Annotated in this window: 20 protein-coding genes; 8 read left to right on the forward strand and 12 right to left on the reverse strand. The window is 43.7% G+C overall.

Annotation, left to right across the window (positions count from 1 at the left end; translation table 11 throughout):
- Positions 1-13: 13 nt before the first annotated feature.
- From Q4546_RS11265 to Q4546_RS11275, 3 genes are read left to right on the forward strand one after another with little or no spacing between them, the layout of a single operon-like run.
- On the forward strand, positions 14-841 hold the full coding sequence (locus Q4546_RS11265) for an FAD:protein FMN transferase (protein WP_102440585.1): 828 nt from the start codon (positions 14-16) through the stop codon (positions 839-841).
- A 47-nt stretch (positions 842-888) separates the two neighbouring features.
- On the forward strand, positions 889-1,548 hold the full coding sequence (locus Q4546_RS11270) for a response regulator transcription factor (RefSeq protein ID WP_102440584.1): 660 nt from the start codon (positions 889-891) through the stop codon (positions 1,546-1,548).
- A 33-nt stretch (positions 1,549-1,581) separates the two neighbouring features.
- Positions 1,582-2,979, forward strand: coding sequence for an ATP-binding protein (locus Q4546_RS11275; protein WP_303446290.1), 1,398 nt, complete (start codon positions 1,582-1,584; stop codon positions 2,977-2,979).
- Between the two features lie 169 nt (positions 2,980-3,148).
- Here Q4546_RS11275 and Q4546_RS11280 read toward each other — a convergent pair whose 3' ends face one another.
- The 4 genes from Q4546_RS11280 to Q4546_RS11295 all read right to left on the reverse strand — a co-directional run bounded on the left by Q4546_RS11280 (position 3,149) and on the right by Q4546_RS11295 (position 7,254).
- Entirely contained in the window at positions 3,149-4,633 is a 1,485-nt protein-coding gene (locus Q4546_RS11280) for a DUF3300 domain-containing protein (RefSeq protein ID WP_303446291.1), read from the reverse strand.
- A 127-nt stretch (positions 4,634-4,760) separates the two neighbouring features.
- The gene (locus tag Q4546_RS11285; protein WP_102520523.1) at positions 4,761-6,137 is read right to left on the reverse strand and encodes an ATP-binding protein; all 1,377 of its coding nucleotides are present in this window, start codon (positions 6,135-6,137) and stop codon (positions 4,761-4,763) included.
- A gap of 7 nt (positions 6,138-6,144) precedes the next feature.
- Entirely contained in the window at positions 6,145-6,822 is a 678-nt protein-coding gene (locus tag Q4546_RS11290; protein WP_102440581.1) for a response regulator transcription factor, read from the reverse strand.
- Positions 6,823-6,882: 60 nt separating this feature from the next.
- Positions 6,883-7,254, reverse strand: a complete 372-nt coding sequence (locus Q4546_RS11295; protein ID WP_133126440.1) for a PepSY domain-containing protein — start codon at positions 7,252-7,254, stop codon at positions 6,883-6,885.
- Positions 7,255-7,486: 232 nt separating this feature from the next.
- Between Q4546_RS11295 and Q4546_RS11300 the strand changes: the two genes are divergently transcribed.
- On the forward strand, positions 7,487-8,398 hold the full coding sequence (locus tag Q4546_RS11300) for a choice-of-anchor H family protein (RefSeq protein WP_303446292.1): 912 nt from the start codon (positions 7,487-7,489) through the stop codon (positions 8,396-8,398).
- A gap of 83 nt (positions 8,399-8,481) precedes the next feature.
- On the opposite strand, the gene xseA is transcribed toward Q4546_RS11300, so the two are convergent.
- Positions 8,482-9,810 carry an exodeoxyribonuclease VII large subunit gene (xseA, locus tag Q4546_RS11305; protein WP_303446293.1) on the reverse strand — a complete coding sequence of 443 codons (1,329 nt, stop codon included), beginning with the start codon at positions 9,808-9,810 and terminating at the stop codon, positions 8,482-8,484.
- Positions 9,811-9,931: 121 nt separating this feature from the next.
- Here xseA and guaB point away from each other — a divergent pair, with 121 nt between their 5' ends.
- From guaB to tadA, 3 genes are all read left to right on the forward strand, one after another.
- A complete protein-coding gene (guaB, locus tag Q4546_RS11310; RefSeq protein ID WP_076542723.1) occupies positions 9,932-11,404 on the forward strand; it encodes an IMP dehydrogenase in 1,473 nt (490 codons plus the stop codon).
- A gap of 130 nt (positions 11,405-11,534) precedes the next feature.
- The gene (guaA, locus tag Q4546_RS11315; protein WP_076542725.1) at positions 11,535-13,112 is read left to right on the forward strand and encodes a glutamine-hydrolyzing GMP synthase; all 1,578 of its coding nucleotides are present in this window, start codon (positions 11,535-11,537) and stop codon (positions 13,110-13,112) included.
- A 128-nt stretch (positions 13,113-13,240) separates the two neighbouring features.
- A complete protein-coding gene (gene tadA / locus Q4546_RS11320) occupies positions 13,241-13,915 on the forward strand; it encodes a tRNA adenosine(34) deaminase TadA (protein WP_102440607.1) in 675 nt (224 codons plus the stop codon).
- Between the two features lie 297 nt (positions 13,916-14,212).
- Here the strand turns inward: tadA and mltF are convergent, their stop codons facing one another.
- Positions 14,213-15,670 carry a membrane-bound lytic murein transglycosylase MltF gene (gene mltF, locus Q4546_RS11325; RefSeq protein WP_102477228.1) on the reverse strand — a complete coding sequence of 486 codons (1,458 nt, stop codon included), beginning with the start codon at positions 15,668-15,670 and terminating at the stop codon, positions 14,213-14,215.
- A 369-nt stretch (positions 15,671-16,039) separates the two neighbouring features.
- Between mltF and purL the strand changes: the two genes are divergently transcribed.
- Positions 16,040-19,921, forward strand: a complete 3,882-nt coding sequence (gene purL, locus Q4546_RS11330; RefSeq protein ID WP_303446300.1) for a phosphoribosylformylglycinamidine synthase — start codon at positions 16,040-16,042, stop codon at positions 19,919-19,921.
- Between the two features lie 256 nt (positions 19,922-20,177).
- Here purL and Q4546_RS11335 read toward each other — a convergent pair whose 3' ends face one another.
- The 6 genes from Q4546_RS11335 to Q4546_RS11360 form a co-directional block, all read right to left on the reverse strand.
- Positions 20,178-20,525, reverse strand: coding sequence for a hypothetical protein (locus Q4546_RS11335; RefSeq protein ID WP_303446294.1), 348 nt, complete (start codon positions 20,523-20,525; stop codon positions 20,178-20,180).
- Between the two features lie 895 nt (positions 20,526-21,420).
- Complete coding sequence (locus Q4546_RS11340; RefSeq protein ID WP_303446295.1) at positions 21,421-22,149, reverse strand: hypothetical protein; 729 nt, start codon at positions 22,147-22,149, stop codon at positions 21,421-21,423.
- Positions 22,150-23,140: 991 nt separating this feature from the next.
- Complete coding sequence (locus Q4546_RS11345) at positions 23,141-23,632, reverse strand: GNAT family N-acetyltransferase (RefSeq protein ID WP_102519883.1); 492 nt, start codon at positions 23,630-23,632, stop codon at positions 23,141-23,143.
- A gap of 127 nt (positions 23,633-23,759) precedes the next feature.
- Positions 23,760-24,266: a hypothetical protein gene (locus tag Q4546_RS11350; protein WP_303446296.1), complete on the reverse strand. Its 507-nt coding sequence runs from the start codon at positions 24,264-24,266 to the stop codon at positions 23,760-23,762.
- A gap of 120 nt (positions 24,267-24,386) precedes the next feature.
- Positions 24,387-24,740 carry a hypothetical protein gene (locus tag Q4546_RS11355; RefSeq protein WP_220765756.1) on the reverse strand — a complete coding sequence of 118 codons (354 nt, stop codon included), beginning with the start codon at positions 24,738-24,740 and terminating at the stop codon, positions 24,387-24,389.
- A gap of 112 nt (positions 24,741-24,852) precedes the next feature.
- A complete protein-coding gene (locus tag Q4546_RS11360; protein ID WP_303446297.1) occupies positions 24,853-25,179 on the reverse strand; it encodes a hypothetical protein in 327 nt (108 codons plus the stop codon).
- Positions 25,180-25,768 lie beyond the last annotated feature (589 nt).

A 25,768-nucleotide genomic window follows, 5' to 3' on the forward strand; every position in this document is an offset into this window, starting at 1 on the left:
TTCATTTAGCGCCATGGCAAGTCCATGTGAAATGTTAATGCGACTAGATGATGAGAAGATTGCCCAGCAGATGTTAAATATCGCGGTGGCTGAAGCCAAACGAATAGAGCGTAAATATAGCCGTTTTTTACAAGGTAATATTGTTTGGCAACTCAACAATGCCCAAGGGCAGGCGGTTAACATTGATGCTGAAACGGCGCATTTACTGCAATTTGCCCAGCAATGTTATCAATTAAGTGACGGCGCTTTTGATATCAGCGCAGGTCCTTTAATGAAGTTGTGGCGCTTTGATGGTAGCCATCAAGTGCCACCAGCTAGTGCGATTAAATCGGCATTAAAGCTAGTGGATTTTAGCGCCATTGATTTTACTGACAGCAAATTGACTATGCCTGCAGCAATGAGTTTAGATTTTGGTGGCATAGGCAAAGAGTATGCGGTGGATAGTACAGCGCAATTACTCAGCAAGCGTTGGCCTGATATCTCTGTGTTAGTTAATTTTGGCGGCGATATTGCCTGTCCCATCCTTAACCCAGATGGCTGGCAAGTGGGGATTGAAAACCCGCAGCAATTGGATAATGCCGCGGCGCTGTTAACCATACGCCAAGGCGCATTAGCCACTAGCGGCACCACTCGGCGCTACATTGAAGTGGATCAAAAACGCTATGGCCACATTATTAATCCTCGAACAGGATATCCTGTGGAGCAAGCGCCGCTTTCAGTGACGGTATTAGGGCCAAATAGCGTAACCGCGGGAATGTTATCGACCATGGCAATGTTAAAAGGCGCTGCTGCTGAAGCCTTTTTGAGTGAGCAAGGTGTTGACTTTAAAGTGTTTAGATAAGCTTAAATCGCGCTTTAGTTATTATAAAAGTAATAAGGGAATAACCGATGCGGGTATTGTTAGTAGAAGACAATCAGTTATTAGCACAAGGCGTGGTTTTGAGTTTGGCTAAAGAAGGGATCCAAGTGGATCACTTATGTTCTTATAACCAAGCATTAGCGGCGCTGGATAATGAAGATTTTAGCGCCATTATTCTTGATTTAGGTTTGCCTGATGGCAATGGCGAAGATTTATTAAAGCACTGGCGTAAAGCGGGAGTATCTTTGCCGATTATTGTGCTTACAGCCAATACGGATTTTGATACTCGCTTAAACTGTTTAGACATTGGCGCAGATGATTATCTCAGTAAACCGTTTGATGTGCGGGAATTAGTTGCAAGACTGCGAGCGATTGTTCGCCGCCAACACGGCTTAGATAACAATCAATTTAGTTTCGGCGCATTGACCATCGATTTCAGTTGTTGTGAAGTGCATTTTCGAGAGCAATTAATCAATCTGCCACGGCGGGAATATCAATTGTTATTGGAGTTTGCCCAATCAGCAGGGCGAGTACTAACCCGCAGCCAGCTTGAGCAATTAACCTATGGTTGGGATGAAGTCGGCAGTAATTCCATTGAAGTGCATATTCATCATTTACGTAAAAAAATGGCCCCAGAACTGATTAAAACTGTTAGAGGCATTGGCTATATTTTAGCTGAAATTCAATAAGCATTAATGGTCAGTAGATCATAAAAGGATATTATGTTTTCGTTACGTTTCTCCCTTAGTTTATTGATGTTAGTCGGCATCTTACTGACCGTATCGGTTGCCAGTGTGCTGAGTAGCCGCGATGCCATGTACGAGATAGAAGAGCTATTTGATGCAGAAATGGTGCAAACCGCCAAAGTGCTGGATTTGTTTTATGTCAAAAGGCTTACTGCCGCCAAAGTAGCAAGCTTAATTGAGCAACCTATTCGCTTTCATGTGTCAGAGTCTGAAATAGAAACCTTTGCCGAGCAGTCTACGGTAGAAACCCTCTCTTACGAGCGAAAGCTGTCATTTCAATTATTTACCGCAGCAGGTGAGTTACTTGCATACTCAGATAATACTGGTGTAAAACCGCTAACGGATTTTAACCACGGCTATGCCTATCAGGCAGTCGGTGAGCACACCTGGCATGTGTACAGCTTGTTTTCAACGGCGCAACAGGTGTGGATTGTGACTGCACAGCGTGATGATGTGCGCCAAGAGTTGGTGGATAAGATTAACGCCAATAGCTGGCGCTCGCCTTTGATTATTGCGCCTATCATGTTGCTTATCATGCTATTGGTGACTTACTACTTATTTAAACCCATCAAACTACTTGAACGTCACTTAGCTTATCGCAGTGCTCAAGATCTAGCGCCAATTAATATCCGCTTACCGTCAGAACTTATTACAATTCAGCAGTCGCTTAATAGTTATTTAGCCCGTATCGCCGATATGATGATCCGCGAACGACGCTTTAGTGCTGATGCCGCCCATGAATTAAAGACCCCCTTAGCCATCATTAAACTTCATGGTGATGGTTTAGAAAGCGTGATTAATTCATCAACCGATGAAAGCTTAAAGCAACAAGCAATGCCTTATACTCAAGCCATGGGGCAGGGAATTAAGCGTATGAGTCATACTGTTGAGCAACTGTTATTACTCTCAAGGGTTGATGCCATTGAAGCGATTAATAAGGCTGAATGCGACTTACAAAGCCTAATTGATAATGTGATTAATCAGTTAGTGCATATTGTGGCCGATTATCAGTGGCAGCTTGATATTCCTAAGGGACTTACCGTTAAAGCTGATAGCTTTTATCTTGAATTAGTATTAAAAAACATTATCGAAAATGCTTGTAAATACAGCCCTAAAGAATCGGTTATTAGCATTGGTGCTGAGCAAGATGCTAACCAATGCGTCATTAATATCATTGATCAGGGAATAGGGATGTCTGCAAGCGAAATTGATTTAGCCAAGAACCGTTTTTATCGGGTTGATGAAAATGTATCCCAAGGTGCAGGGCTAGGGTTATCCATTTGTCAGCTCATCATTATGTTGCATCAAGGTGATATGAGTTTTCATCAAGCTAAGCCTCAAGGGCTAAAGGTCAACATTGTGTTACCCAATTAAACTAACTTATTTAATCTTGGGATAGAAAAAGCCTGAGTCACAGTGAATGTGATTCAGGCTTTTTATTTATTTCAGACCCAGCTTCTAACTCAGCTTCTAACTCAGCTTCTGGCCCAGCTTATGACTTAACTTCTGACTCAGACAAAGCGCAGTTTATTTCACTCGTTACTTATTTCACTCGCTGTTTAGACGACGAGTGATGACTGCTTGAGCGACTACCACCACGGTTGTTGTGGGATGCATTACTCGCTCTTTGCTGCGGCTTGATGCTGTGGTTTTGGGCGCTACGGTTGTTATTCACTCGCGCAGTTTGGTTATAGTGCTTGCTACTTTGCTGTTTATTAACAGTCGGTCTGCTGGTCGCTTGTCTATTAGTAACCTGCCTGTTTGTCGCTTGTCTGCTGCTCGGTTGCTTGGTCGCTTTTTGGCTTTGATGAGCCTTATTTGAACGGTTTGGCTGTGATTTATTTGCCGTTCTCAGCGCTTTATCCTGCTGGCCATTATGCATTTTATTCGTATTACTTGGTCTAGTGCTCGGTCTAGTACTGGGCTTAGTGCTCGGTCTAGTATTTGGCTTAGTGCTGGGTCTTGAGCTATAGCTCGGCTTAGCATTATGATTATTTTTTAATGCTTTATTAACACGTTGCTGCTTTGCTATATGGCTTGGCTTAGAGTTATGCAGCTGTGCAGGCTTACCTTTATGACCAGGTTTTTGAGAATGAGCCACCTTGTGGCTTTTATTGTAACGGGCACGATCATACTTATGGCTTACTCTCGGCGCTTTATATGCAACCCCGCGGCGATGAGCAGGTTTGTGCTTCCAGCGGTGTGAGCCTTGGCTATAGGCAATCTTATGGGGCTTACGATAGTAACGAGTCTTATGATGATTAATCACCACCACGCGTCTACTTGACCAATGCACCGCGCCAAAGAAGTAGTTAAAGTTAATGTAAACACTTGGCCCCCAATAAATCGGGCGGTTCGGGCGGTAATGCACATAAGATGGATAACGCCAATATACTGGTGGGTATGCATTCCAGCGCCAGCTACCGTAAACAATTCTTGGGTCGTAATAGGGAACATAAACCACTTCCGTACGGGCAGGCTCAATAATGATCTGCTTTTCTTCACGGGTGATGGTCATGTTTTCCATATCATCAAAACTATTGGCTTCATCGGCTTGATGGCGCAATGTTTGAATGCTGGCTAATACCGTTTCTTCATCTTGCAGAAATGCTTCACCTAACTCCTGAGTCCAATCAAGATCTTCATTAAGCTTTTCAAGCACAGTGGGAAAGGCCACTAATGCCATGACGCTAGGGTCCCAATCCTGTTGCTCGGCTTGCTGCATTTTCTGTTCGCTATCAAGCTGACTATTTTCTTGCTGCCAGCGATGGGCTTGTACTACCTCTAGAGGGTAGGTAGACGCAATCAGAATATGGGTTAACAAACTATCTGGATATAAGGCTATAGGAGCAAGCATTTGCGCCAACTGCGCTTCAGACAGCTGCTCAGCATCTTGACTGTAGGCTTGATCGCTTACCAGTGTTTGTGCGCCACTGTCTGTGGCCGCGAATGCCGCAGGAGAAAGCATAATGCACACGGCAACTAGGCTTGTTCTGATGCGATTAAACGTCGTATTCATTAATATCATATCGTCTCCAACTCCTTTTTGATAAAGGCAGTTTTTGAATGTTAGATATAGGATAACGAAGTGAAAATGAACACAAGATGAAAGCAGGGAATTTATTTCGAGTGAATTAAGCGGCTAATGGTAAAAGCTAGTCATTAAATGTGATGGTGAATTTAGCGCCGCCATAAGTGTCAGATGCACCGACGCTTAATTGCCCCTGATAACTTTCGACAATATCACGCACTATGGCTAAGCCAATGCCGTGACCTTGTTGGTAGGTATCGGCTCTGATGCCACGTTCAAAAATACCGTGCTGTTGCTCTGGGGTTAGGCCTTTGCCGTCATCTTCAATGATTAAGTGTAATTGGTTATCGGTTTGCAATACGCTAAGGCAAACTTGGGCCTTAGCGGCTTTACAGGCGTTGTCTAACAGGTTGCCAAGCATTTCACTTAAATCAGCTTCTTCGCCTTTAAATAGCATGTTGGCTTGGGCTTGGTAATCGATATCAAGGTGTTGCTGTTGGTATATTTTACTTAAGGTTCTGATTAACTTGCTGGCGACATCATCCACTTTAACCCCTAAATGCCAAGGCTTATTACCGCTAGTTTTGGCTTTATTGAGCTGATAGCTAATGATGTTATTGATATTGCTGGCTTGCTCTTTGGAGTCGGCACTTAAGTCTTTTTGGCTTTGCAGCACAGCTAGCGGGGTTTTTAAGCTATGGGCTAGATCGGCTAAGGCATTTTTATAACGCTGCCTTTGCTGTTGCTCAGTTTTTAATAGCACATTGAGCTGTTTTGCCACCGCGTTGAGCTCTATTGGGTAGTTTTGCTCAATGCGAGTTTGCTCACCTTGCTCGACTAACGTGAGCTCTTGAGTAAAACGGTTTAACGGTTTTAATGTCCACAGCAACCATATGGCCTGTATCAAGGCTAGTACCACCATTAACACTGCTAACCATGTCCATAGAGTGTTGCTAAACTCACTAATTTGCCTTTGAAAATCTGCGTCATCTTTAATGATATGAACCGTTATTTGTAGCGGTTTTTCATCTGTTTCAAAAGAAACGGTGAAGCTATATACCACATGATTATTGGGTTCATTACTAATGTCATCATCAAAGATGATTTGAGTAAGCTTGCCTTCGCCCATGGCCGGTATTGGTAATTGAGGCAGGGTTAAGCCTAAAAAAGATTCTGATGACCATACTTCATTAACGCCAGAGGGAGAATTTGAAGTGATAAGTGCATACAAACCCGAGCCGACAATATTAAATTGATTTTCCAATAAGTAATTGGGCATCACCACCTTATTGTCTTTGACTTCTGCCACTGCCAGCACCGAATACACATAGGCTTTTAACTGGTTATTAATCGATTGGGCGATTTGATGTTTAAAGGCATTATTAACCGCCGCGCCAATGAGAGGCAGTAACACCACAATTAACACTAAGCCACTGAGCATCAACCTTACTTTTAAGGAGTTAAAGAGTGCGAGTCGAGGCAAAGTTAATGGCTTTTTCATCAGAAGGTTATTTACTTAGCTGGCGTAGGCGATAACCTTGGCCACGCAAAGTTTCAATTAATTTATATTGGTTATCAGGGTCGAGCTTTTTACGTAAGCGGCGGATAAACACTTCAATGACGTTGGAGTCCAAGTCAAAATCCTGATCGTAAATATGTTCAATTAAGGTGGGTTTAGAAATCACTTCACCCTGATGCATCATAAAATATTCAAACAGTTTGAATTCGGAGCTACTTAAAATAACCGACTGCTGTAAATGCGTTAACGCTAAGGTGCGGGTATTAAGACTAAAAGGGCCATTACTGATCACCGGACTTGCTTGCCCAGCTGAGCGGCGGATTAATGCATTGAGACGGGCGACTAACTCTTCAGGCTGAAATGGTTTAGTGAGGTAATCATCTGCGCCAGAATCTAGCCCTAGCACCTTGTCTTGCCAGCCATCTCTAGCGGTTAAAATCAAAATCGGATAATCGATTTGTTTTTCACGCAGCTGGGTAATTAAGCTCAGGCCATCTATTTTAGGTAACCCCACATCGATGATAGCTGCATCATATTGATACTCAGAGGCTTGAAACAATCCGTCTTCGCCATCAGATGAAATATCAACGCTGTAATTTGCCCCTTGAAGGTGCTCAGTGAGATTGCGTTGTAAGCCTAAATCATCTTCAACTAATAATATTCTCATGCCTAGCCTCTTGAATTTAGTTGCTAAAAATTAAGCTTTGGCAACGATGGCGGTTAAAGATTAGTTTCTTGAAACTGAACCTGAACGTGCATTGACGGTGGCGTAAAACACCATGCCTTTATTTGACAGTAGTTTAACCCGATAGCCAGGAGAGCCGTTCACTGAGGTTGATTGCACCGACAGCACTTTAGCCGAGTATTGCCTTTTAGCCAGTTGCGCTGCCTGCTGTGAGCTATTAACGGCTAACTTTTTCGACTGGTTGGTTTTTTTTTGATTGGGCGCATGCTGATTGGGCGATTGATGGGCACGCTGATGGATGCCTTGTTGACTCCAATTGCCTGAAACTGGCGCAGCCTGAACTAATCCGATACTGAGAAAACTCAATATTAAGATAGTCAGGGGAATGCGTAATTTCGTTGTTACTTTGCTCATTTGCCAAGTCCAATTGAATATTTATCTTTGAAATCAGTCATCAGTGTAAAAGATCTGCTGCAATATAGAAATAGCGCTTCGCTATCAAAACTGCCTATCTCACAGCAGTAGTTTTAATCATTATCTAATGGCTTTGATGAATTCTAGCTGAACGTGTTCAGCTAGAATTCATTTTCAATGCACTTAAATAGAAAGCAGGTTTCACCAAGCGCATTGAAAACAAGGATTGATTATGATGACTTTATCTATTTCAAAATGGTCGCTGACGGCAGTAGTGCTTTTATCGATGAGCGGTTTTGTACACACTGCTGTCGCCTCTGAAGCGGCTGCTTTGTCAAATGTGGCTGCTTTATCAAATCAAGTGCAGGCAAAAGTATTAGTGAGTAGTGAAGGGCGACAATTAACTGCCTCAGAAAAGCCAAACCAAGTGAAGGTTGACACGCAGCGCATTAACGCATTGGTAAATAATGCCAAGCAGCTTGAGCCTGCGCTAGCCGCTGAGCGTTCAGTGCGCATCAAGCAGTTATCGCAGTTATCTAAACAAACCACATCACAAGTAGCGCCTAAAAATACCTTAACCAATAATGCAATAACCAATACTGCCTCTATGATGTATGTGCAGCCGGGGCTTAGGGATTTTACGATTTATCAGGCCTACAGTCATTTATATGATGATTTTGATGAAGATGGTTTTTATCAAACTTTTACCGTGACCTTTGATGCTGATGTTTACGGCTTTAGTGTCGGCGAGCCTGCTAATGTTTATGCTGAATTGTATTTAAGCCGAAATGGCGGCCCGTGGCAGCATTATTACTCCACCGATATTTTTACCATTTATGGCGAAGCTGAAGATGACAGTTATGAGGTGCTAACCACCTTAGCCCAAGGGTATAAAACCGATTACTATGACGTACTGATTGATTTATATGAGGTGGGTTATGAGGATATTGTTGCCACCATCAGTAGTGAAGAGGCTGATAGCTTATATGCCTTGCCGTTAGAAAGTAGCGATAGAGATACGGTTTATATTGAAGAAGAAATCATTGAAACTGAAGTGATAGTCAGTGGCGGTAGTACCTCAGGTGTCATGTTAATCTTAGCTGTAGGTTTGCTAATAATGAGACGAAAAAGTATGACGTCATGAGCTTATTAACTCACCACCGTGACTCTTATTAATTAACAGCGTCGCGGTGGTTATTCATTTCTACTTCACTGTTACTTCACTATTTATTTAACTAGGGACTCAATCTCACCATGATGTAGCTGAGTAACCAGTAAGTCACCTGAGCTTACTTGGTTCGCCTGTTCAACTACCTTGCCATCACTGTCTTTAGTAATACTGTAACCACGGCTTAAGGTGGCTAACGGGCTTACGGTTTCCAGCTTATGAGCGCTGTAATTGAGTTGCTTACTGGCGTTATCAACTCGGCTTTTCATCGCTTCATTTAAGCGATTACTTAGATAAGTCATTTTGTTTTGCTCAAGGGTGAGTTTGTGCACTGGCGATTGCTGCTGCAAACGGCTTTTTAATTGTTGTTGCCTCATTTGGGCGCGGGCCAGTTTGTGCTGCAACGCAGACTCAAGCTTTAACTGCATTTCATCAAAACGTTGTTCAAGCTGTTGTAGTTGCCTTTTAGGATCTTGTCTTTGCAGCTGGTGGCTTAATTCAGCAAGTTGGGTGCTTTGATGCAATATGTAATGACGATAGGCTTGCCTTAAACGCGCGAAAGTCGCAGTCAATTTTTGGCTTTTATTGCCTTTATCATCAGATAACAACTCAGCCCCTGCCGATGGCGTCGGCGCTCTTACATCAGCAACATAGTCACTGATGGTGGTATCAATTTCATGGCCCACAGCGCTCACTACGGGCAATGCACTGTTATAAATCGCGTGGGCTAAGTCTTCATCGTTAAAGCACCATAGATCTTCCAGTGAACCGCCACCACGGGTGAGTAGCAGCACATCAACCTCAAGACGTTTGTTGGCGGTAGTGATGGCATCGATAATTAATTTACTGGCAGTAGCACCTTGTACTTGAGTGGGGTAAACCACCACTTCAATGGACGGATCGCGCCGCGATAACACATGCACTACATCGCGAATGGCTGCACCAGTAGCTGAGGTAATCACACCTATTCGTTGGATATTTTGTGGAATAGGGCGCTTAGTTTCTGTTGCAAATAAGCCTTCTGCGGCTAATTTTAGCTTAAGCGCCTCATATTGCTGTGCTAGCAATCCATCACCCGCAGGCAACATCGACTCTAATAGTAATTGATAATCGCCGCGGGGCTCGTAAACACTGATGGCGCCTTTAACTAAAACCTGTTGTCCATTAACCGGTCTAAAGGCGACTGATTGATTACGACCTTTAAACATCGCACAACGAATTTGTGAGCGACTGTCCTTTAAAGTCATATACCAATGACCTGAATTTGGGGAAACAAAGTTCGAGATTTCGGCCTCTAGCCAAACCTTTCCGAGCTCTCCTTCAAGCAGCTGGCGGACTTCACCGTTTAATCGCGAAACGGAGTAAACATTATTTTTTGAGCTTTTCATCAATTTAGGCCACCCAATCGGAACTTTTGACTATTTTCCATTTACCAACCCCAATATGCAAGGTATAATCCCGCCGCAATATTTACCCTTTCTAAACCCTACACTTTCTGGGAGATGTTGCATGTTAAGATTAAGAAATGACGCACTAACATTTGATGATGTACTACTGGTGCCTGCTCACTCAACCGTCCTCCCAAATACCGCTGTTCTAAAAACACGTCTGACTAGAAAAATAGAATTAAACACCCCAATTGTTTCTGCAGCTATGGATACCGTAACTGAAGCTCGCTTAGCGATCGCGATGGCACAAGAAGGTGGTTTAGGTTTTATTCATAAAAATATGACCATTGAGCAGCAAGCTGAAGAAGTTCGTAAAGTTAAAATCTATGAAGCTGGTATTGTTCAGCAACCTGTTACAGTTAATCCATCAACAACCTTAGCTGACGTTAAGCAATTAACTGAGCGCAATGGTTTTGCTGGTTACCCAGTGGTTAATGACGCAAGTGAACTTGTGGGTATTATCACTGGCCGTGATGTGCGCTTTGTCACTGACTGGACCATGACTGTTGAACAAGTTATGACCCCAAAAGATCGTCTTGTGACGGTTCAAGAAGGCACTAAATTAGATGAAGTACAAACATTAATGCATTCTCACCGCGTTGAGAAAGTGCTAGTGGTTGACGCTAACTTCAAGCTTAAAGGCCTTATCACAGTTAAAGATTTCCAAAAAGCTGAACGTAAACCAAATGCATGTAAAGACGAGTTAGGTCGTTTACGTGTAGGTGCAGCCGTTGGCGCTGGTGCAGGTAACGAAGAGCGTATTGCTGCATTGGTTAAAGCCGGTGTTGACGTATTATTGATTGACTCATCTCATGGTCACTCAGAAGGCGTATTGCAACGTATTCGTGATACTCGCGCATCATTCCCTGACTTACAAATTGTTGGCGGTAACGTTGCAACAGCTGAAGGCGCATTAGCCCTAGTTGAAGCTGGCGTTGATGCGGTTAAAGTGGGTATTGGCCCAGGGTCAATCTGTACTACGCGTATCGTAACCGGTGTTGGCGTGCCGCAAATTACTGCAGTATCTGACGCAGCAGCGGCAGTTAAGCATCTTGATATTCCGGTTATTGCCGATGGCGGTATTCGTTTTTCAGGTGATTTAGCTAAAGCATTGGCAGCGGGTGCATCTTGCATCATGGCAGGTTCAATGTTTGCTGGTACTGATGAAGCGCCGGGCGAAACTGAGCTATACAATGGTCGTGCTTATAAGTCATACCGCGGTATGGGCTCTTTAGGTGCGATGACTCAAACTCAAGGTTCATCAGATCGCTATTTCCAAAGTGACAATGCTGCTGACAAATTAGTACCAGAAGGTATTGAAGGCCGCGTTGCTTACAAAGGTAAATTAAAAGAGATTATTCACCAGCACATGGGCGGCTTACGTTCATGTATGGGTCTTACCGGTTGTGCCACCATTAAAGAATTAAATGAAAAAGCTGAGTTCGTTAAAATTACTTCAGCAGGCATGGGCGAGTCTCATGTGCACGATGTCACCATCAGTAAAGAAGCGCCGAACTATCGTAGCGGCACTTAATAATTAATAAGGCGCTCATTTATTTGAGCGCCTTTTTTCAATTTCATTATGTATTTGAAATTATGCATTTGAAATTATGCATTTGAGATTGAAGCAAACCTACTAGATCAAACCAGATATAAGGTAACCCATGAGCAACATTCATGAGCATAAAATCCTGATCCTAGATTTTGGATCGCAATACACGCAGTTAATCGCCCGCCGTATTCGTGAAATCGGTGTTTATTGTGAGCTTTGGGCTTGGGATGTATCTGAAGAGCAAATTAAAGGTTTTGCTCCTAACGGCATCATTTTAGCTGGTGGCCCTGAAAGCGTTACCGCTGCTAACTCACCACGAGCACCAGAATATGTGTTCAATGCTGGCGTACCTGTTTTAGGTATTTGTTACGGCATGCAAACCATGTCTGAGCAGCTTGGCGGCAAAGTGATCCAAGGCGTTGGCGAAGGCGAGTTCGGTTACGCGCAGGTTGAACTGCAAACGGAATCAGCCTTATTCAAAAGCATTGAAGATGCCATCAGTGAAACAGGCAAGCCATTACTGGATGTATGGATGAGCCACGGCGATAAAGTATCTGAAATCCCAGAAGGTTTTGTTACTGTCGCTAAAACTGACACTTGCCCATACGCTGCAATGGCCAATGAAGATAAGCATTTCTACGGGGTGCAATTTCACCCAGAAGTGACCCACACTCGTCAAGGTAAGCGCATGCTTGAGCACTTCGCGCTAGAGATCTGTGGCTGTCCTGCTAACTGGAAACCATCATCAATTATTGAAGATGCTATTGAAAAACTGAAAAAACAAATCGGTAACGATGAAGTAATTTTAGGTTTGTCAGGTGGTGTAGATTCATCGGTTGTGGCCATGCTATTGCACCGCGCAATAGGCGACAAACTGACCTGTGTATTTGTTGATAACGGTCTGCTACGTTTAAACGAAGCCAACCAAGTCATGGAAATGTTTGGCGATCACTTCGGACTGAATATTGTTCACGTTAATGCTGAGCACCGTTTCTTAGAGCAAATGGCTGGCGAAGCAGAGCCAGAAGCTAAACGTAAAATCATTGGCCGCGTTTTCGTTGAGATTTTCGATGAAGAGTCAAAGAAATGCGTTAATGCAAAATGGTTAGCACAAGGCACGATTTACCCTGATGTAATTGAATCTGCAGGCAGCGCCACAGGCAAAGCCCATGTGATTAAGTCGCACCATAACGTTGGCGGTTTGCCAGATGATATGGAAATGGGACTAGTTGAGCCATTACGTGAGTTATTTAAAGATGAAGTGCGTAAAATTGGTTTAGAGCTCGGTCTGCCATACGACATGCTTTACCGTCATCCGTTCCCAGGACCGGGTCTGGGTGTGCGCGTTTTAGGTGAGGTGAAAAAAGAGTACTGTGACTTACTGCGTTTAGCGGATGCTATCTTCATTGAAGAGCTGCACAAAGCTGACCTTTACAACAAAGTCAGCCAAGCATTTACCGTATTCCTACCTGTTCGTTCTGTCGGCGTTATGGGCGATGGTCGTAAATATGATTGGGTAGTATCGCTGCGCGCAGTTGAAACTATCGACTTTATGACAGCCCACTGGGCACATTTACCTTATGACTTCTTAGGTCGTGTATCTAACCGCATTATTAATGAAATCGATGGTATTTCACGTGTGGTTTACGATATTTCAGGTAAGCCACCGGCAACCATTGAATGGGAATAACCCATTTAGATATTGCTGAATAAACAAAAAGGCGCTTCGGCGTCTTTTTTGTTTTAAACTATCTAATTCAATCTAACTGTTTTACAGCTATTTTTTACAACTAAAGCGTTATGAATTATCGAGCCCCCATGCCAACATCTACTGACATTGCAGATCCTATCATTGATGCCGATCTTGAAACCAAGCCTGAAACTGAGCCTAGCTCTGAGCCAGTGAATAAACTGGTTAATAAGCAGATCAATCAACTCGGTCAATTAGTTGAAACCGAGCTGACCGCTGAACAAACAGCTATTGATGAAAAGTGGATGCGAGTAGCAATGGCGCAAGCCAGGTTAGCAGAAGCCAAAGGAGAGGTGCCCGTGGGCGCAGTCTTGGTTAAAGATGATGAGTTGCTTGCTAGTGGCTTTAATTTAAGTATTTGCGAGCATAACCCCACAGCCCATGCTGAAATTGAATGTATTCGCGCCGCAGGGCAGGTGCTTGAAAACTACCGCATGTTAGACACTAGCTTGTATGTCACCCTAGAGCCTTGTTCCATGTGCGCTGGCGCTATGGTGCATAGCCGAATAAAACGAGTGGTATTTGGCGCAGATGATTTAAAAACCGGCGCCGCTGGCAGTGTGGTTAATTTAGTTCAACATGCTGATTTTAATCATCAGCTAGAGGTGACGTCTGGGGTATTAGCGAGCGAGTGTGCTGGGCAATTAAGTGCTTTTTTTAAACGTCGCAGAGAAGAAAAAAAAGCACTTAAAAAGTTACTGAAACAGCAATCAGACTTGTTGCTGCAAAAAGGCGAAAAATAATTTCTGGCGGTTAAGCATTTTACGTTGTTTAAGCTTGATAGCATTACGGCGACGAGCGCTGTTATTAGTGTTTCTTCTCATGTTAAGCCTTACTACATTGGTGAGGTTTTATATTAGTTAAAGCGAGCATAAATCACTTTCGAAAACAAACCATCGCTGCCCGGTTTGCTGTAAATCTAAAACTGGGTTAGCTCACAATCCCCATTTGCTAATTCGTATCCCTTACTTGCATTCACTAGCATAAAGGTGATGGTTAAAAAGTTACCCTAGACAGTGTAAAGCCAGTAAGTGACGGTTTTATTGCGCCGCTGATTTTACAATATCTTCTGGATTTTTATCATCATTGGCTGAAGTCTTAGCTTGGCCTGTGGTGTCATTTTCTGCTTGTTGCTGCATAAGTTCAAGCTGTTTATTTTGACTATCGACCCACACTAAGGTGTCGTAATATCGGCGGATGTTTTCCACATAGTGAACCGCTTCATTACCACGAGCATAACCATAACGAGTATGTTGATAATATTTGCGTTGTTGCAGCAGTGGCAAGACCTCTTTGACATCTCGCCATGCACTGGGATCTTTACCCATCCCTTGGGCTATTTTGCGGGCATCCTCCACATGACCTAAACCCACATTATAGGAGGCAAGGGCAAACCAAATACGCTGACTGTCAGGGATTGATGCTGGTAAACGATCGATCATTTTTTGCAAATAAATTGCGCCACCGCGAATGCTTTGTTCTGCATCGAGGCGGTTATCCACCCCCACAGAGCTTGCCGTTGGCTGGGTGAGCATCATCATGCCGCGAACGCCAGTGGGTGAGCGCGCTTTAGGGTTCCAATGGGACTCTTGATAACCGGCGGCGGCCACTTTACGCCAGTCGAGATCGCCAGCATGTTTTTCAAATAAGGCTTGGTATTCAGGTAGCACATTATCAATAGCGCGAATAAACGCGCGAGTATCAACATAGTCAAAGCGCTTAACATGGCCAAAATACTTTTCATTTAAATGCTCAAGGGTGCCATTCCGTTTTTGCTGATGCCAAAACGACAATAACGAGCCCATTAAGCGGTCGCTGCCATTGGGGCGCAATAACCATACAACGTCAGTTTTATCATCTAGGACGATACTGCCCCGTAACTCAGGTAAATAGCGTTGATTTATTCGTAGACTTTTAGAGTCTGCCACCGTATAAAGCAACTCGCCTTTCGCCACCAAAGAAAACAATTCTTCGTTGTCTTTGTCATACACTTGCTGCCATTTAAGGTTTGGGTGTGATTGCTGCAAGCTGGTTAATGTATCCACCGCCGCAGACTCAGAGATGACATAAATATCACCGCTCAGATTATCAAGATTTCTTGGCTTTTGAGTGCCGGTTTTATAAATCAATACTTGATTGACCTCATATAAAGCTGGCCCCAGTAAAAATTGTTCACGACGGTTTTGGGTAGTGGTAATTGCGGCGGCAACAATATCGATTTCATCATTTCGCAGAGCGGCGAATAACTGCTGCCTGTGGGTGTAAGGCACCATTTCTAATGGCACATCAAGATACGCTGCAAACTTTGCCGCCATTTCATAATCAAAACCACTCTCGCCAAGATCTGAGTTGAGGTAGGTTTGCGAGCCGTAAAGCGTCCCTACCTTTAAGACGGTACGTTTGGGGGAGGTTTCAACAAATTCAGTGACTTCAAACCTAGGTGGCTCACAGGCCACCAGTAAAAAGCTGAATGAAATAATCGTTAAAAGTTTGGTCATATCCATCTGTAAGCTATTGGTATTAGGCACTGTGCACTATTCAATGTTGAGCCTGAAAATATAATACCGTTTTAAAAAATGTCAGCGCTTTAGATATTTTAGCAGTAGTTTGCTATTTCACCTAGAAACCGGCTCAAGCTGAGTAAAATATACGTTTGAATTGATTAAAGAAAACCAAATGACAATTGGCTTTTAATCGCGAATTAACGCTTAAATTTTAAGCGCTTTTATGTGTTATTTAAATTGATTGTTTTCGTTAACGGGAAACACTGTTCTCACGCGCCTTGGTGGGTGATTTATAGGGTGTGATTCCCTATAATAGCGCCAATTCTTACCCTGCCATTATAATTAATAAGGTGAATTGACGTGATTGAGATCATTCGCGGAGCCCCAGCACTTTCAGCTTTTAGAGTTCAAAAGCTTATGGAGGCCTGTGAAACAGCAGCGCTTCCTGTTGAGCAAATCTATGCTGAGTATGTCCATTTAGCCGATTTAAGTGACAAGCTTGATGATAAAGAATATCAGCAACTTGAAACCATTCTAACCTACGGACCTGCAATTGAATCTCATACTCCAGAAGGATCATTGATATTTGTAACACCTCGCCCTGGAACGATTTCTCCTTGGTCATCTAAAGCAACTGACATCGCCCAAAATTGTGGTTTAGGCAAAGTAAAACGCCTAGAACGCGGTATTGCCTACTATGTTGCAGGAGCATCATTAACAGCGCAGCAGTTAGAGCAAGTGAAAGGCTTAATCCACGACCGTATGGTTGAAGTGATTTTACCTGAGTTTGCCGCAGCATCAGTATTGTTTGAACGCACTGAGCCATTGCCCTTCAAAAGCATCAATATTTTAGCTGAAGGTCGCCGCGCCCTTGAAGTGGCAAACGTGCAATTAGGCCTAGCGCTAGCAGAAGATGAAATCGACTACTTAGTTGATAACTTTGTGCGCTTAAACCGTAATCCTAACGACATCGAGCTAATGATGTTTGCTCAAGCAAACTCAGAGCATTGTCGTCACAAGATTTTCAATGCAGACTGGACTATCGATGGTGAAGTTCAGCCTAAATCATTATTCAAAATGATTAAAAACACCTTCGAAGTCACCCCAGACAACGTGTTATCAGCTTATAAAGATAATGCCGCTGTCATGACAGGCTCTGTTGCAGGTCGATTCTTCCCTGATCAAGATGGCGTTTATAACTATCACACCGAGCCAATGCACGTGTTGATGAAGGTTGAAACCCACAATCACCCAACAGCAATTAGCCCCTATCCGGGCGCTGCCACAGGATCAGGCGGTGAGATCCGTGATGAAGGCGCAACCGGTCGCGGTTCAAAACCTAAAGCAGGTTTAACAGGCTTTAGCGTATCAAACCTTAAAATCCCAGGCTTTGTGCAGCCATGGGAAGGCGACTACGGCAAACCTAGCCGTATTGTAACGCCACTTGAAATCATGACTGAAGGCCCATTAGGCGGCGCAGCATTTAATAACGAATTTGGTCGTCCAGCCCTTGTGGGTTACTTCCGTACTTACGAGCAAGAAGTTGCCAGCCATAACGGTGTTGAAGTACGCGGTTACCACAAGCCAATCATGCTTGCTGGTGGTTTAGGTAATATTCGTGAAGATCATGTTCAAAAAGGCGAAATTACCGTTGGCGCTAAGCTGATTGTACTTGGCGGCCCTGCAATGAACATTGGTTTAGGCGGCGGCGCTGCGTCATCAATGGCCTCTGGTCAATCAAGCGAAGACTTAGATTTTGCTTCTGTACAACGTGAAAACCCAGAAATGGAACGTCGTTGTCAGGAAGTGATCGACCGTTGCTGGCAGATGGGTGACGATAACCCAATTCAATTTATTCACGATGTGGGCGCGGGCGGTTTATCAAATGCCTTCCCTGAGCTGGTGAATGATGCCGACAGAGGCGCATTGTTTAATTTACGTAACGTACCATCTGATGAGCCGGGCATGAGCCCACTTGAGATCTGGTGTAACGAATCTCAAGAACGTTATGTTCTGTCTGTGGCACCTGAGAATTTAGAAACCTTCAAGAAAATTTGTGAGCGTGAACGTGCGCCGTTTTCTGTGGTAGGTGATGCAACTGAAGAGCAGCACCTCACCCTTGAAGATAGCCACTTTGACAACAAGCCAATTGATTTACCCCTTGAGGTTTTATTAGGTAAAGCACCTAAAATGAGCCGCGATGTGGTCACTGCCAATGCTGAGTTTTCAGCGCTCGAAACCGCTAATATTGACCTTAAAGAAGCGGTATCGCGCATCTTGCATTTACCAACTGTGGCCGATAAGTCTTTCCTTATCACCATTGGTGACCGCTCGGTAACAGGTTTAGTTAACCGTGACCAAATGGTTGGACCTTGGCAGGTTCCTGTTGCTGATTGTGCCGTAACTGCAGCAAGTTATGACAGCTACGCCGGTGAAGCCATGTCTATTGGTGAACGTACTCCATTAGCATTACTTGATTTTGGCGCTTCAGCTCGTATGGCCGTCGCCGAGTCAATCTTAAACATTGCGGGTACTGATATTGGTTCATTCAAGCATATTAAATTATCAGCTAACTGGATGTCGGCAGCAGGTCACCCAGGTGAAGATGCCGGTCTTTATGAAGCAGTAAAAGCAGTGGGTGAAGAGCTTTGTCCTGAACTTGAGTTAACTATCCCAGTGGGTAAAGACTCAATGTCGATGAAAACTGCGTGGAACGAAGCCGGTGAAGATAAAGCTGTTACTTCACCAATGTCACTGGTTATCACTGCATTCGGTGTGGTCAAAGACATTCGCAACACTGTGACTCCAGAGCTTCGCACTGATAAAGGCGATACAGAACTGTTACTGATTGATTTGGCTAATGGTCAAAACCGTTTAGGCGGTTCTTGTTTAGCGCAAGTTTACAGCCAGTTAGGTGATGTGGCGCCAGACTTAGATGATGCAGCAAGCTTACGTGGCTTCTTTGAAGTGATTCAGCCATTAGTCGCTGCTCAAAAAGTCATTGCTTATCATGACCGCAGTGACGGCGGTTTATTCACGACACTAGTGGAAATGGCATTTGCGGGTAATACCGGCCTTAATATTGATTTAGCAGCACTTAAAGGCACAGACCTTGAGCGCTTGTTTAATGAAGAGTTAGGCGCGGTTATTCAGGTGTCTAAAGCTGATTCAGCTAACATTCAAGCTCAGTTCGCTGCCGTGGGCGTGTCTTGCCAATATATTGCCAAGCTAACCCAAGATGATCAAATCACTATCGTTGATGGCCAGACGCCAGTATTTAGTGACAGCCGCGTAGCACTGCGCACCATGTGGTCTGAAACCACTTATCGCATGCAGTCACTACGTGACAACCCTGAATGTGCTAAAGAAGAGTTTGAACTTAAGCAGCAAGCCAAAGACCCAGGTCTTACAGTTGATTTACGCTTTAACCCAAGCGAAGACGTTGCCGCGCCATTTATCTTAAAAGGTGTCGCACCTAAGATGGCGATTATCCGTGAGCAAGGGGTTAACTCCCACGTTGAAATGGCAGCAGCCTTTGATCGCGCAGGTTTCGAAAGCCGCGACGTGCATATGTCTGACATTTTATCGGGTCGCATCAACCTAGAAGAATTCCAGGGCCTAGTGGCTTGTGGTGGATTCTCTTACGGTGATGTACTGGGCGCAGGTGAAGGTTGGGCTAAGTCAATCTTATTTAACGACCGTGCTCGCAGTGAGTTCTCACAGTTCTTTGAACGTGATGGCACTTTAGCATTAGGTGTATGTAACGGTTGTCAGATGTTATCTAACCTGAAAGAAATCATTCCAGGAAGTGAGCATTGGCCACACTTTGTCCGTAACCGTTCAGAACGTTTTGAAGCACGTGCGAGTTTGGTTGAAGTACAAAAGAGCCCATCAATCTTCTTTGAAGGTATGCAAGGTTCACGTATGCCAATCGCAGTATCACACGGTGAAGGCCGCGCTGAGTTTAAGTCAGTTGAAGCCTTAGCCGCCGCTGAAGCGACAGGCACAGTGGCACTGCGTTACGTTGACGGTAATGGCGCTATAGCAACCCAATACCCACAAAACCCCAATGGTTCGCCAAATGCGATTACCGCATTAACTACCACTGATGGCCGAGTGACGATTATGATGCCGCATCCAGAACGAGTATTCAGAACCGTTGCCAACTCTTGGCACCCAGATGAATGGGGTGAAGACAGCCCATGGATGCGTATGTTCCGCAATGCACGGGTTAAGTTAGGTTAAGCTTCACTTAACCTAGATTGAGTTAACAGCAAAAAGGCGACCAAATGGTCGCCTTTTTATTGGATGGGACTTGTGTGGAGAGTATTGCTAACTCATTTCTGGATAGAAACGCGTTAGACATTTAACTCTATCTGTGAGTTTCAGATTAAAATTTCGATGAATTAACGCCCACGTTAAGGGGCTAAAAATTTGTTTGCTAAAATGTGTAGCGAAGCGAAATCGAGCAAACTGTTAGCAGTCCCGCTTTAAATTCTTGTTATATTTCGTCGTCAACGAACGGTGTACCTACTGTGTCATTGAGAACTGTATGACACTCCACAGAGAACCAACTATTAAAAAGTTTCATATTTCTAGTTTTTGGCCACAGAGATTCATCAGTATACCACCCACTTAATTCGTCAATGAATAGTAAATCTAAGTTTAACTTAATCCATCGTTGTAATGACTCGGGATCATCAGAGTCTTCGTTTGAGATAAGATAAACATTTAAATCTTCGTTAGCTAAATCTAGTGTCAACCCTGGGGAGTTATATGGATCTGCTTTATTAACCCAATCAACTGCGGGTTGTTTATATCTTAATATTAAGGCTGCACGATTGAGCACATGTTCTCCTAGAAATATAACGCCCAGCATGGGCATGAACTAATGAGGTGAAAGTCCTCTGTAGGAAGATCACCGTTACTCTTTCTAAAAGAGAATAACATACTGTTATTAAACGTTAACTACTAGCGAATGGCAAGGGCTTATCCGTGAGGATTGGTCTGAAGGAAGCCGCTAGCACTTTTTTATCGGCAACAGGCGAGCTGATGAACAAGAACATCATATGAGGCGTAGGCTAAAGGTGAGTTGGCAGGGGCTGCCCCGCGAAGCAAGGGTACAAGACGACGAAATCACGTGATCTAGTGGCCACCGTAAATGATGCAGCAGTGCAAAGAAAGTTCATGCTCCTTCTCTGCCAATAAAGAGTGGGGAGATCTGCTTAACTCGCGATCGCGAAGTTTTTGTACAAGCTAACCAGTAAGGCTATGGTTTATAAGTGCCTTGGCTTTTCAACTTCATCGACTGAAAAGAGCGAATCAGATGGAAACCGATAGCGCATGACGGGGTAACTCGGCATGTGATTAAGCAGAAGACCTAAAATGTTCCCGACATTTTTTGGCATTCACTCCTTCCATGGAGATTTCAGCAGACGGCATACGACTGCATGGATGCAGGAGGTAGAGCAACGCAGGAGCAGTTGCCGAGTAGCCCAACGCCCATCGTAATGGATGGGATATGGTGAAGGCCTGAACCTAAAGATCAGTGAGGAGCCTGTGCAACTCAATATTTCATGCCCGACCGGGTTTAGGAGTGTTGGCGTTGATAATACAGAAGCCAGCATTGGGATATGTCGGAGCTAATCGGCCAACCTGTTCTGAAAGTCTTTGGGAACCGCCCTGTGCGGAGCCGCATGCAGGGTGGTGTGGGGGCTGGAGGCTAGATACCTCCGGCTACCCGATTATATTGCTAGCTCGACTTTCTTCGCGTATATCATTCCTTGAGTAGTTGTAATCGGCACTTTGTCTGGTGTGCAGAACATATCGATTTTATCAATGTTATTTGATACCGAATAGTCATTACCTAGTTCTCTAACAATTGGTTTAGATGCCAATTCTTCAATTTTTTTGCAGTGATCAGCAATTAAGTTTGTAACATTGAAAATGAACCTGAATAAGTCGCATCCAAGCTCATAAACCTCACCGTCAAGTTTTAGTGAGGGCTTATTACAAAACACTTCCATATTATTTAGGAGATCTTTGTTGTACGAATAGCACTCTGAAATTGAAGACATTTCCTTTGATACATATTTTAACTTTTTCTTATACTGCTTATTACTTTCAGGCACCATCGCATTATCAATAAAGGATTTTACACTTTTTGCGAATGTTTCAAGTGGTATGATCAAGTGTTGTGTGCGATCGAAGTGAACATTCTCCTCAACTGAAACAAGCATTCTGACATCATCTACATCACCAACATGATGAAAGTAGTTTCGGATAATCCTTAGAAGCTTGAAATCAGGATAGTCTTTAATATTGCAATCAAATAACTCTTTGAGCTTATCTGCTGTTGAGTGAAGATTGTTTAAGTATGTAAACAGACTATTTACATCATGCTTATCAATTGTTTCAAGCCCTAATAATGTACGTTGGCTCTCAAAATATCTGTCTATAAATGTATGGTTCATCGTAAAATCTCAATTGCAATATAACGCCGCAATAAGCGGACTAAAATGGTGGGTTATACTGTGGAGTGAAGCGGAACGTAACCCACTGTTTTAGTTACGTTTAATTGCCTTGTGTACGCCCAGCATGGGCATGAGCTAATGAGGTGAAAGTCCTCTGTAGGAAGATCACCGTTACTCTTTCTAAAAGAGAATAACATACTGTTATTAAACGTTAACTACTAGCGAATGGCAAGGGCTTATCCGTGAGGATTGGTCTGAAGGAAGCCGCTAGCACTTTTTTATCGGCAACAGGCGAGCTGATGAACAAGAACATCATATGAGGCGTAGGCTGGAGGTGAGTTGGCAGGGTCTGCCCCGCGAAGCAAGGGTACAAGACGACGAAACCACGTGATCTAATGGCCACCGTAAATGATGCAGCAGTGCAAAGAAAGTTCATGCTCCTTCTCTGCCAATAAAGAGTGGGGAGATCTGCTTAACTCGCGATCGCGAAGTTTTTGTACAAGCTAACCAGTAAGGCTCTGGTTTATAAGTGCCTTGGCTTTTCAGCGTCATCGACTGAAAAGAGCGAACCAGATGAAAACCGATAGCGCATAACGGGGTAACTCGGGATGTGATTAAGCAGAAGACCTAAAATGTTCCCGACATTTTTTGGCATTCACTCCTTCCATGGAGATTTCAGCAGACGGCATACGACTGCATGGATGCAGGAGGTAGAGCAACGCAGGAGCAGTTGCCGAGTAGCCGAACGCCCATCGTAATGGTTGGGACATGGTGAAGGCCTGAACCTAAAGATCAGTGAGGAGCCTGTGCAACTCAATATTTCATGCCCGACCGGGTTTAGGAGTGTTGGCGTTGATAATACAGAAGCCAGCATTGGGATATGTCGGAGCTAATCGGCCAACCTGTTCTGAAAGTCTTTGGGAACCGCCCTGTGCGGAGCCGCATGCGGGGTGGTGTGGGGGCTGGAGGCTAGATACCTCCGGCTACCCGATTATGGTTTGACTAGCCATTTGTACATGACTAACGCGTTTACATAGCCTAATGATGGGTGATTAAAAGCCTTTGGAAGCTGCCCAACAGTCTCAAACCCGAGCTTAGTCCATAAACGAATTGCACCTTCATTGCTTGAAGCCACAAAGTTAAATTGCATAGCTTTATACCCTAGCTCTGTAGCTACTCTCTGGGAATGCTCACACATTGTGGTAGCTAGCCCTCTGCCTCTGGCTGCAGTGGAAACCATATAACCGCAATTACAGACGTGATTTCCAGGCCCAGCCTGATTTGTCTTCAGATAATAAGTGCCTAGAGTTAACCCTTCTTCTTCGAAGACAAAAACCTTTCTTGGTGATTCCAACCAAATTCTCTCTGCCTGCTCCTTGGTAGTTTCTGGATCGTAGGCATACGTTTCTCCAGCAGACACTATTTCACTGAAAATTGGCCAGATGCTTTCCCAATCTGCTTTAGTCGCTTCTCTAATATTCATAGCTCGATATCTCTAGAAAAACATAACGCTCCGCTCAGCGGAAGCAACTTGGCTGGCTAAAATGTGCGAGGAACGAGCAACAGCCAGCCAGTGGTTGCGATCCGTTTGCAGCGTCTTGTTAAGTATCCTAGAACCCGAGACTGGCTTTATCAGGAGCGCTTTTTTCAAGGTTCGCGTATCCAATCGAGAATACAGCTTCCATGCTGAAACCAGACGGCACGGAAGATAGCGTTAGTGTGATTCCATCATCATTCTTCCATTGAACATACGGAACTGAGCTAGCAGGGCCTTTTGTCCACTCACCAAACAAAGTCTCGAGTTTTATCAAAAGAGCACCGTACTGTGAGTCATCAAAGTGAACCGCAGCGCCGTTCAATCGACCCTCAGCGTCAAACGAAAAGTGTAACTTCTTGTTCTTTCTTCCAAAACCTAGTACTTCCTTTGAGTTTTTCACTTCGAACCATACTATGTCGTTCAAAGATTTACTCTTCCCCTTAGGGTGGGCTTCGTGTACTTGTTGGATTGAGTAACCCCACTTCGTGTCGAGAACACCCTCTCCAAATACGTCCGACATTGGGTCGGATATCGCAAATGGCGAAATCAGAAGTCCGATTAATGCTATGAAACCCTTCATATCCTCTCCTTGGATACTTAACGCCCTGCTAATAAGTGAACCGAGTGCTGGCGGGCGATTTGCTCAGCAAATGGCATGACAGCCTTGGTGAATCTGAATTTAGCTGCTTGTTAACTTACGTCACACTGACTCAATCACCGGCTTAACCACGATGCCACCAATAATAAACAGCATCAAAAAAGGAACTGCATGACATAAGATCAATGGGTGTTTTGCTACAGAGTCCCTAGTCGGGATGAAAAAGTAAGGGTCCGCTCTAAGCAAAGCCTTATATAGGGGCATAAGTATCGGCTTAATCCATGTATGAAAGTAATATCCACTTATGGCTACTATCTGTACTTCGACAAGTAAGAGAAATAAATCAATTCCAATAGCGTCAATAAACAAAACTAAAGACATTAGCTCAGGGTTAAGCAATAGCCCCCCCATGACTAAGATTGTCGCTATTTTCCAAGCCCACTTTTTGATATCCATTAATCCTCCATGATTAAGTAAGTTAACGCCCTAATAATGGGCAAAAAATTGTTGGCTAAAATGTTGAGGAACGAAAACAGCCAACTGTTTTTTGTCCTTATTTATTAGCTTGTTATGTCACTACTGCAAAAATAGTGAGCTTCCCTTCATCATCTTCTTCCTCAAATACGACTTCTCCATCATCCTGTGAAACTTTCAACTCATACCACTCGGAAGGATCTTGATAATAATCCGACTTGATAAAATATTCCCCATCTTCAATATTAATTATTGTAGAAAAGTCTTCAATATCCTCTGAGCCGTCAATTTTTCTAAGGCTGAACCTCACGTTATCATTGTTAGGAGAAACAATGGTTTTTCCAATTTGAGAGTACTCCCATATAACACCACTACCTTTCTCTAAATACTCAGCAGAAAACTCTTCGATACGATCTAACATTGATTGACCTCCTTGTGACATAACAGCTTATTCAATAGCAGCACAATAATGTTCCAGGCTGCTCAATTCAAACTTCAAAGGTACCACCGCTAAGTCCCTGTTGTAAATCGAATATTTTTCATAAATACGTAAGTAATGCTCAAAATATTGCCGGAGAAAGAATGCGTCTTTGTTTACGCGGTCTATACAACACTTTAAAAAAATTTCGCAGGAGATTGATATGTATGGGTTTTCTCGAATGTTACAAAATTATCGATGCGTAAAAAGCTCATTTTACGCATCCTTTGGCGCCAGAATTATCTCAATTTGGAGAAAATCAGTTATACCTGTATAGGCAACCAGTCATTTGGACGACAAGTAAGGCGGTCATAATCGATTAGAAAAAGTAAGGTTATGCTGATTATCCCATTGCTAGCACCAACTCATTTTGGGGCAAAATGTTTTACGACCACCAACTTTATACTTCATTTATATTGGATCCGTTACGGTAGTCCATTACTTCAATTTAATCCATTGCCTGCCGCAGGTGATGTATAGGATATACAAATGTCGCGATCACATGGTCAATGATGTTCCCGACATCATCATG

Source organism: Shewanella sp. 4_MG-2023 (assembly GCF_030548015.1).
Lineage (GTDB): Bacteria > Pseudomonadota > Gammaproteobacteria > Enterobacterales > Shewanellaceae > Shewanella.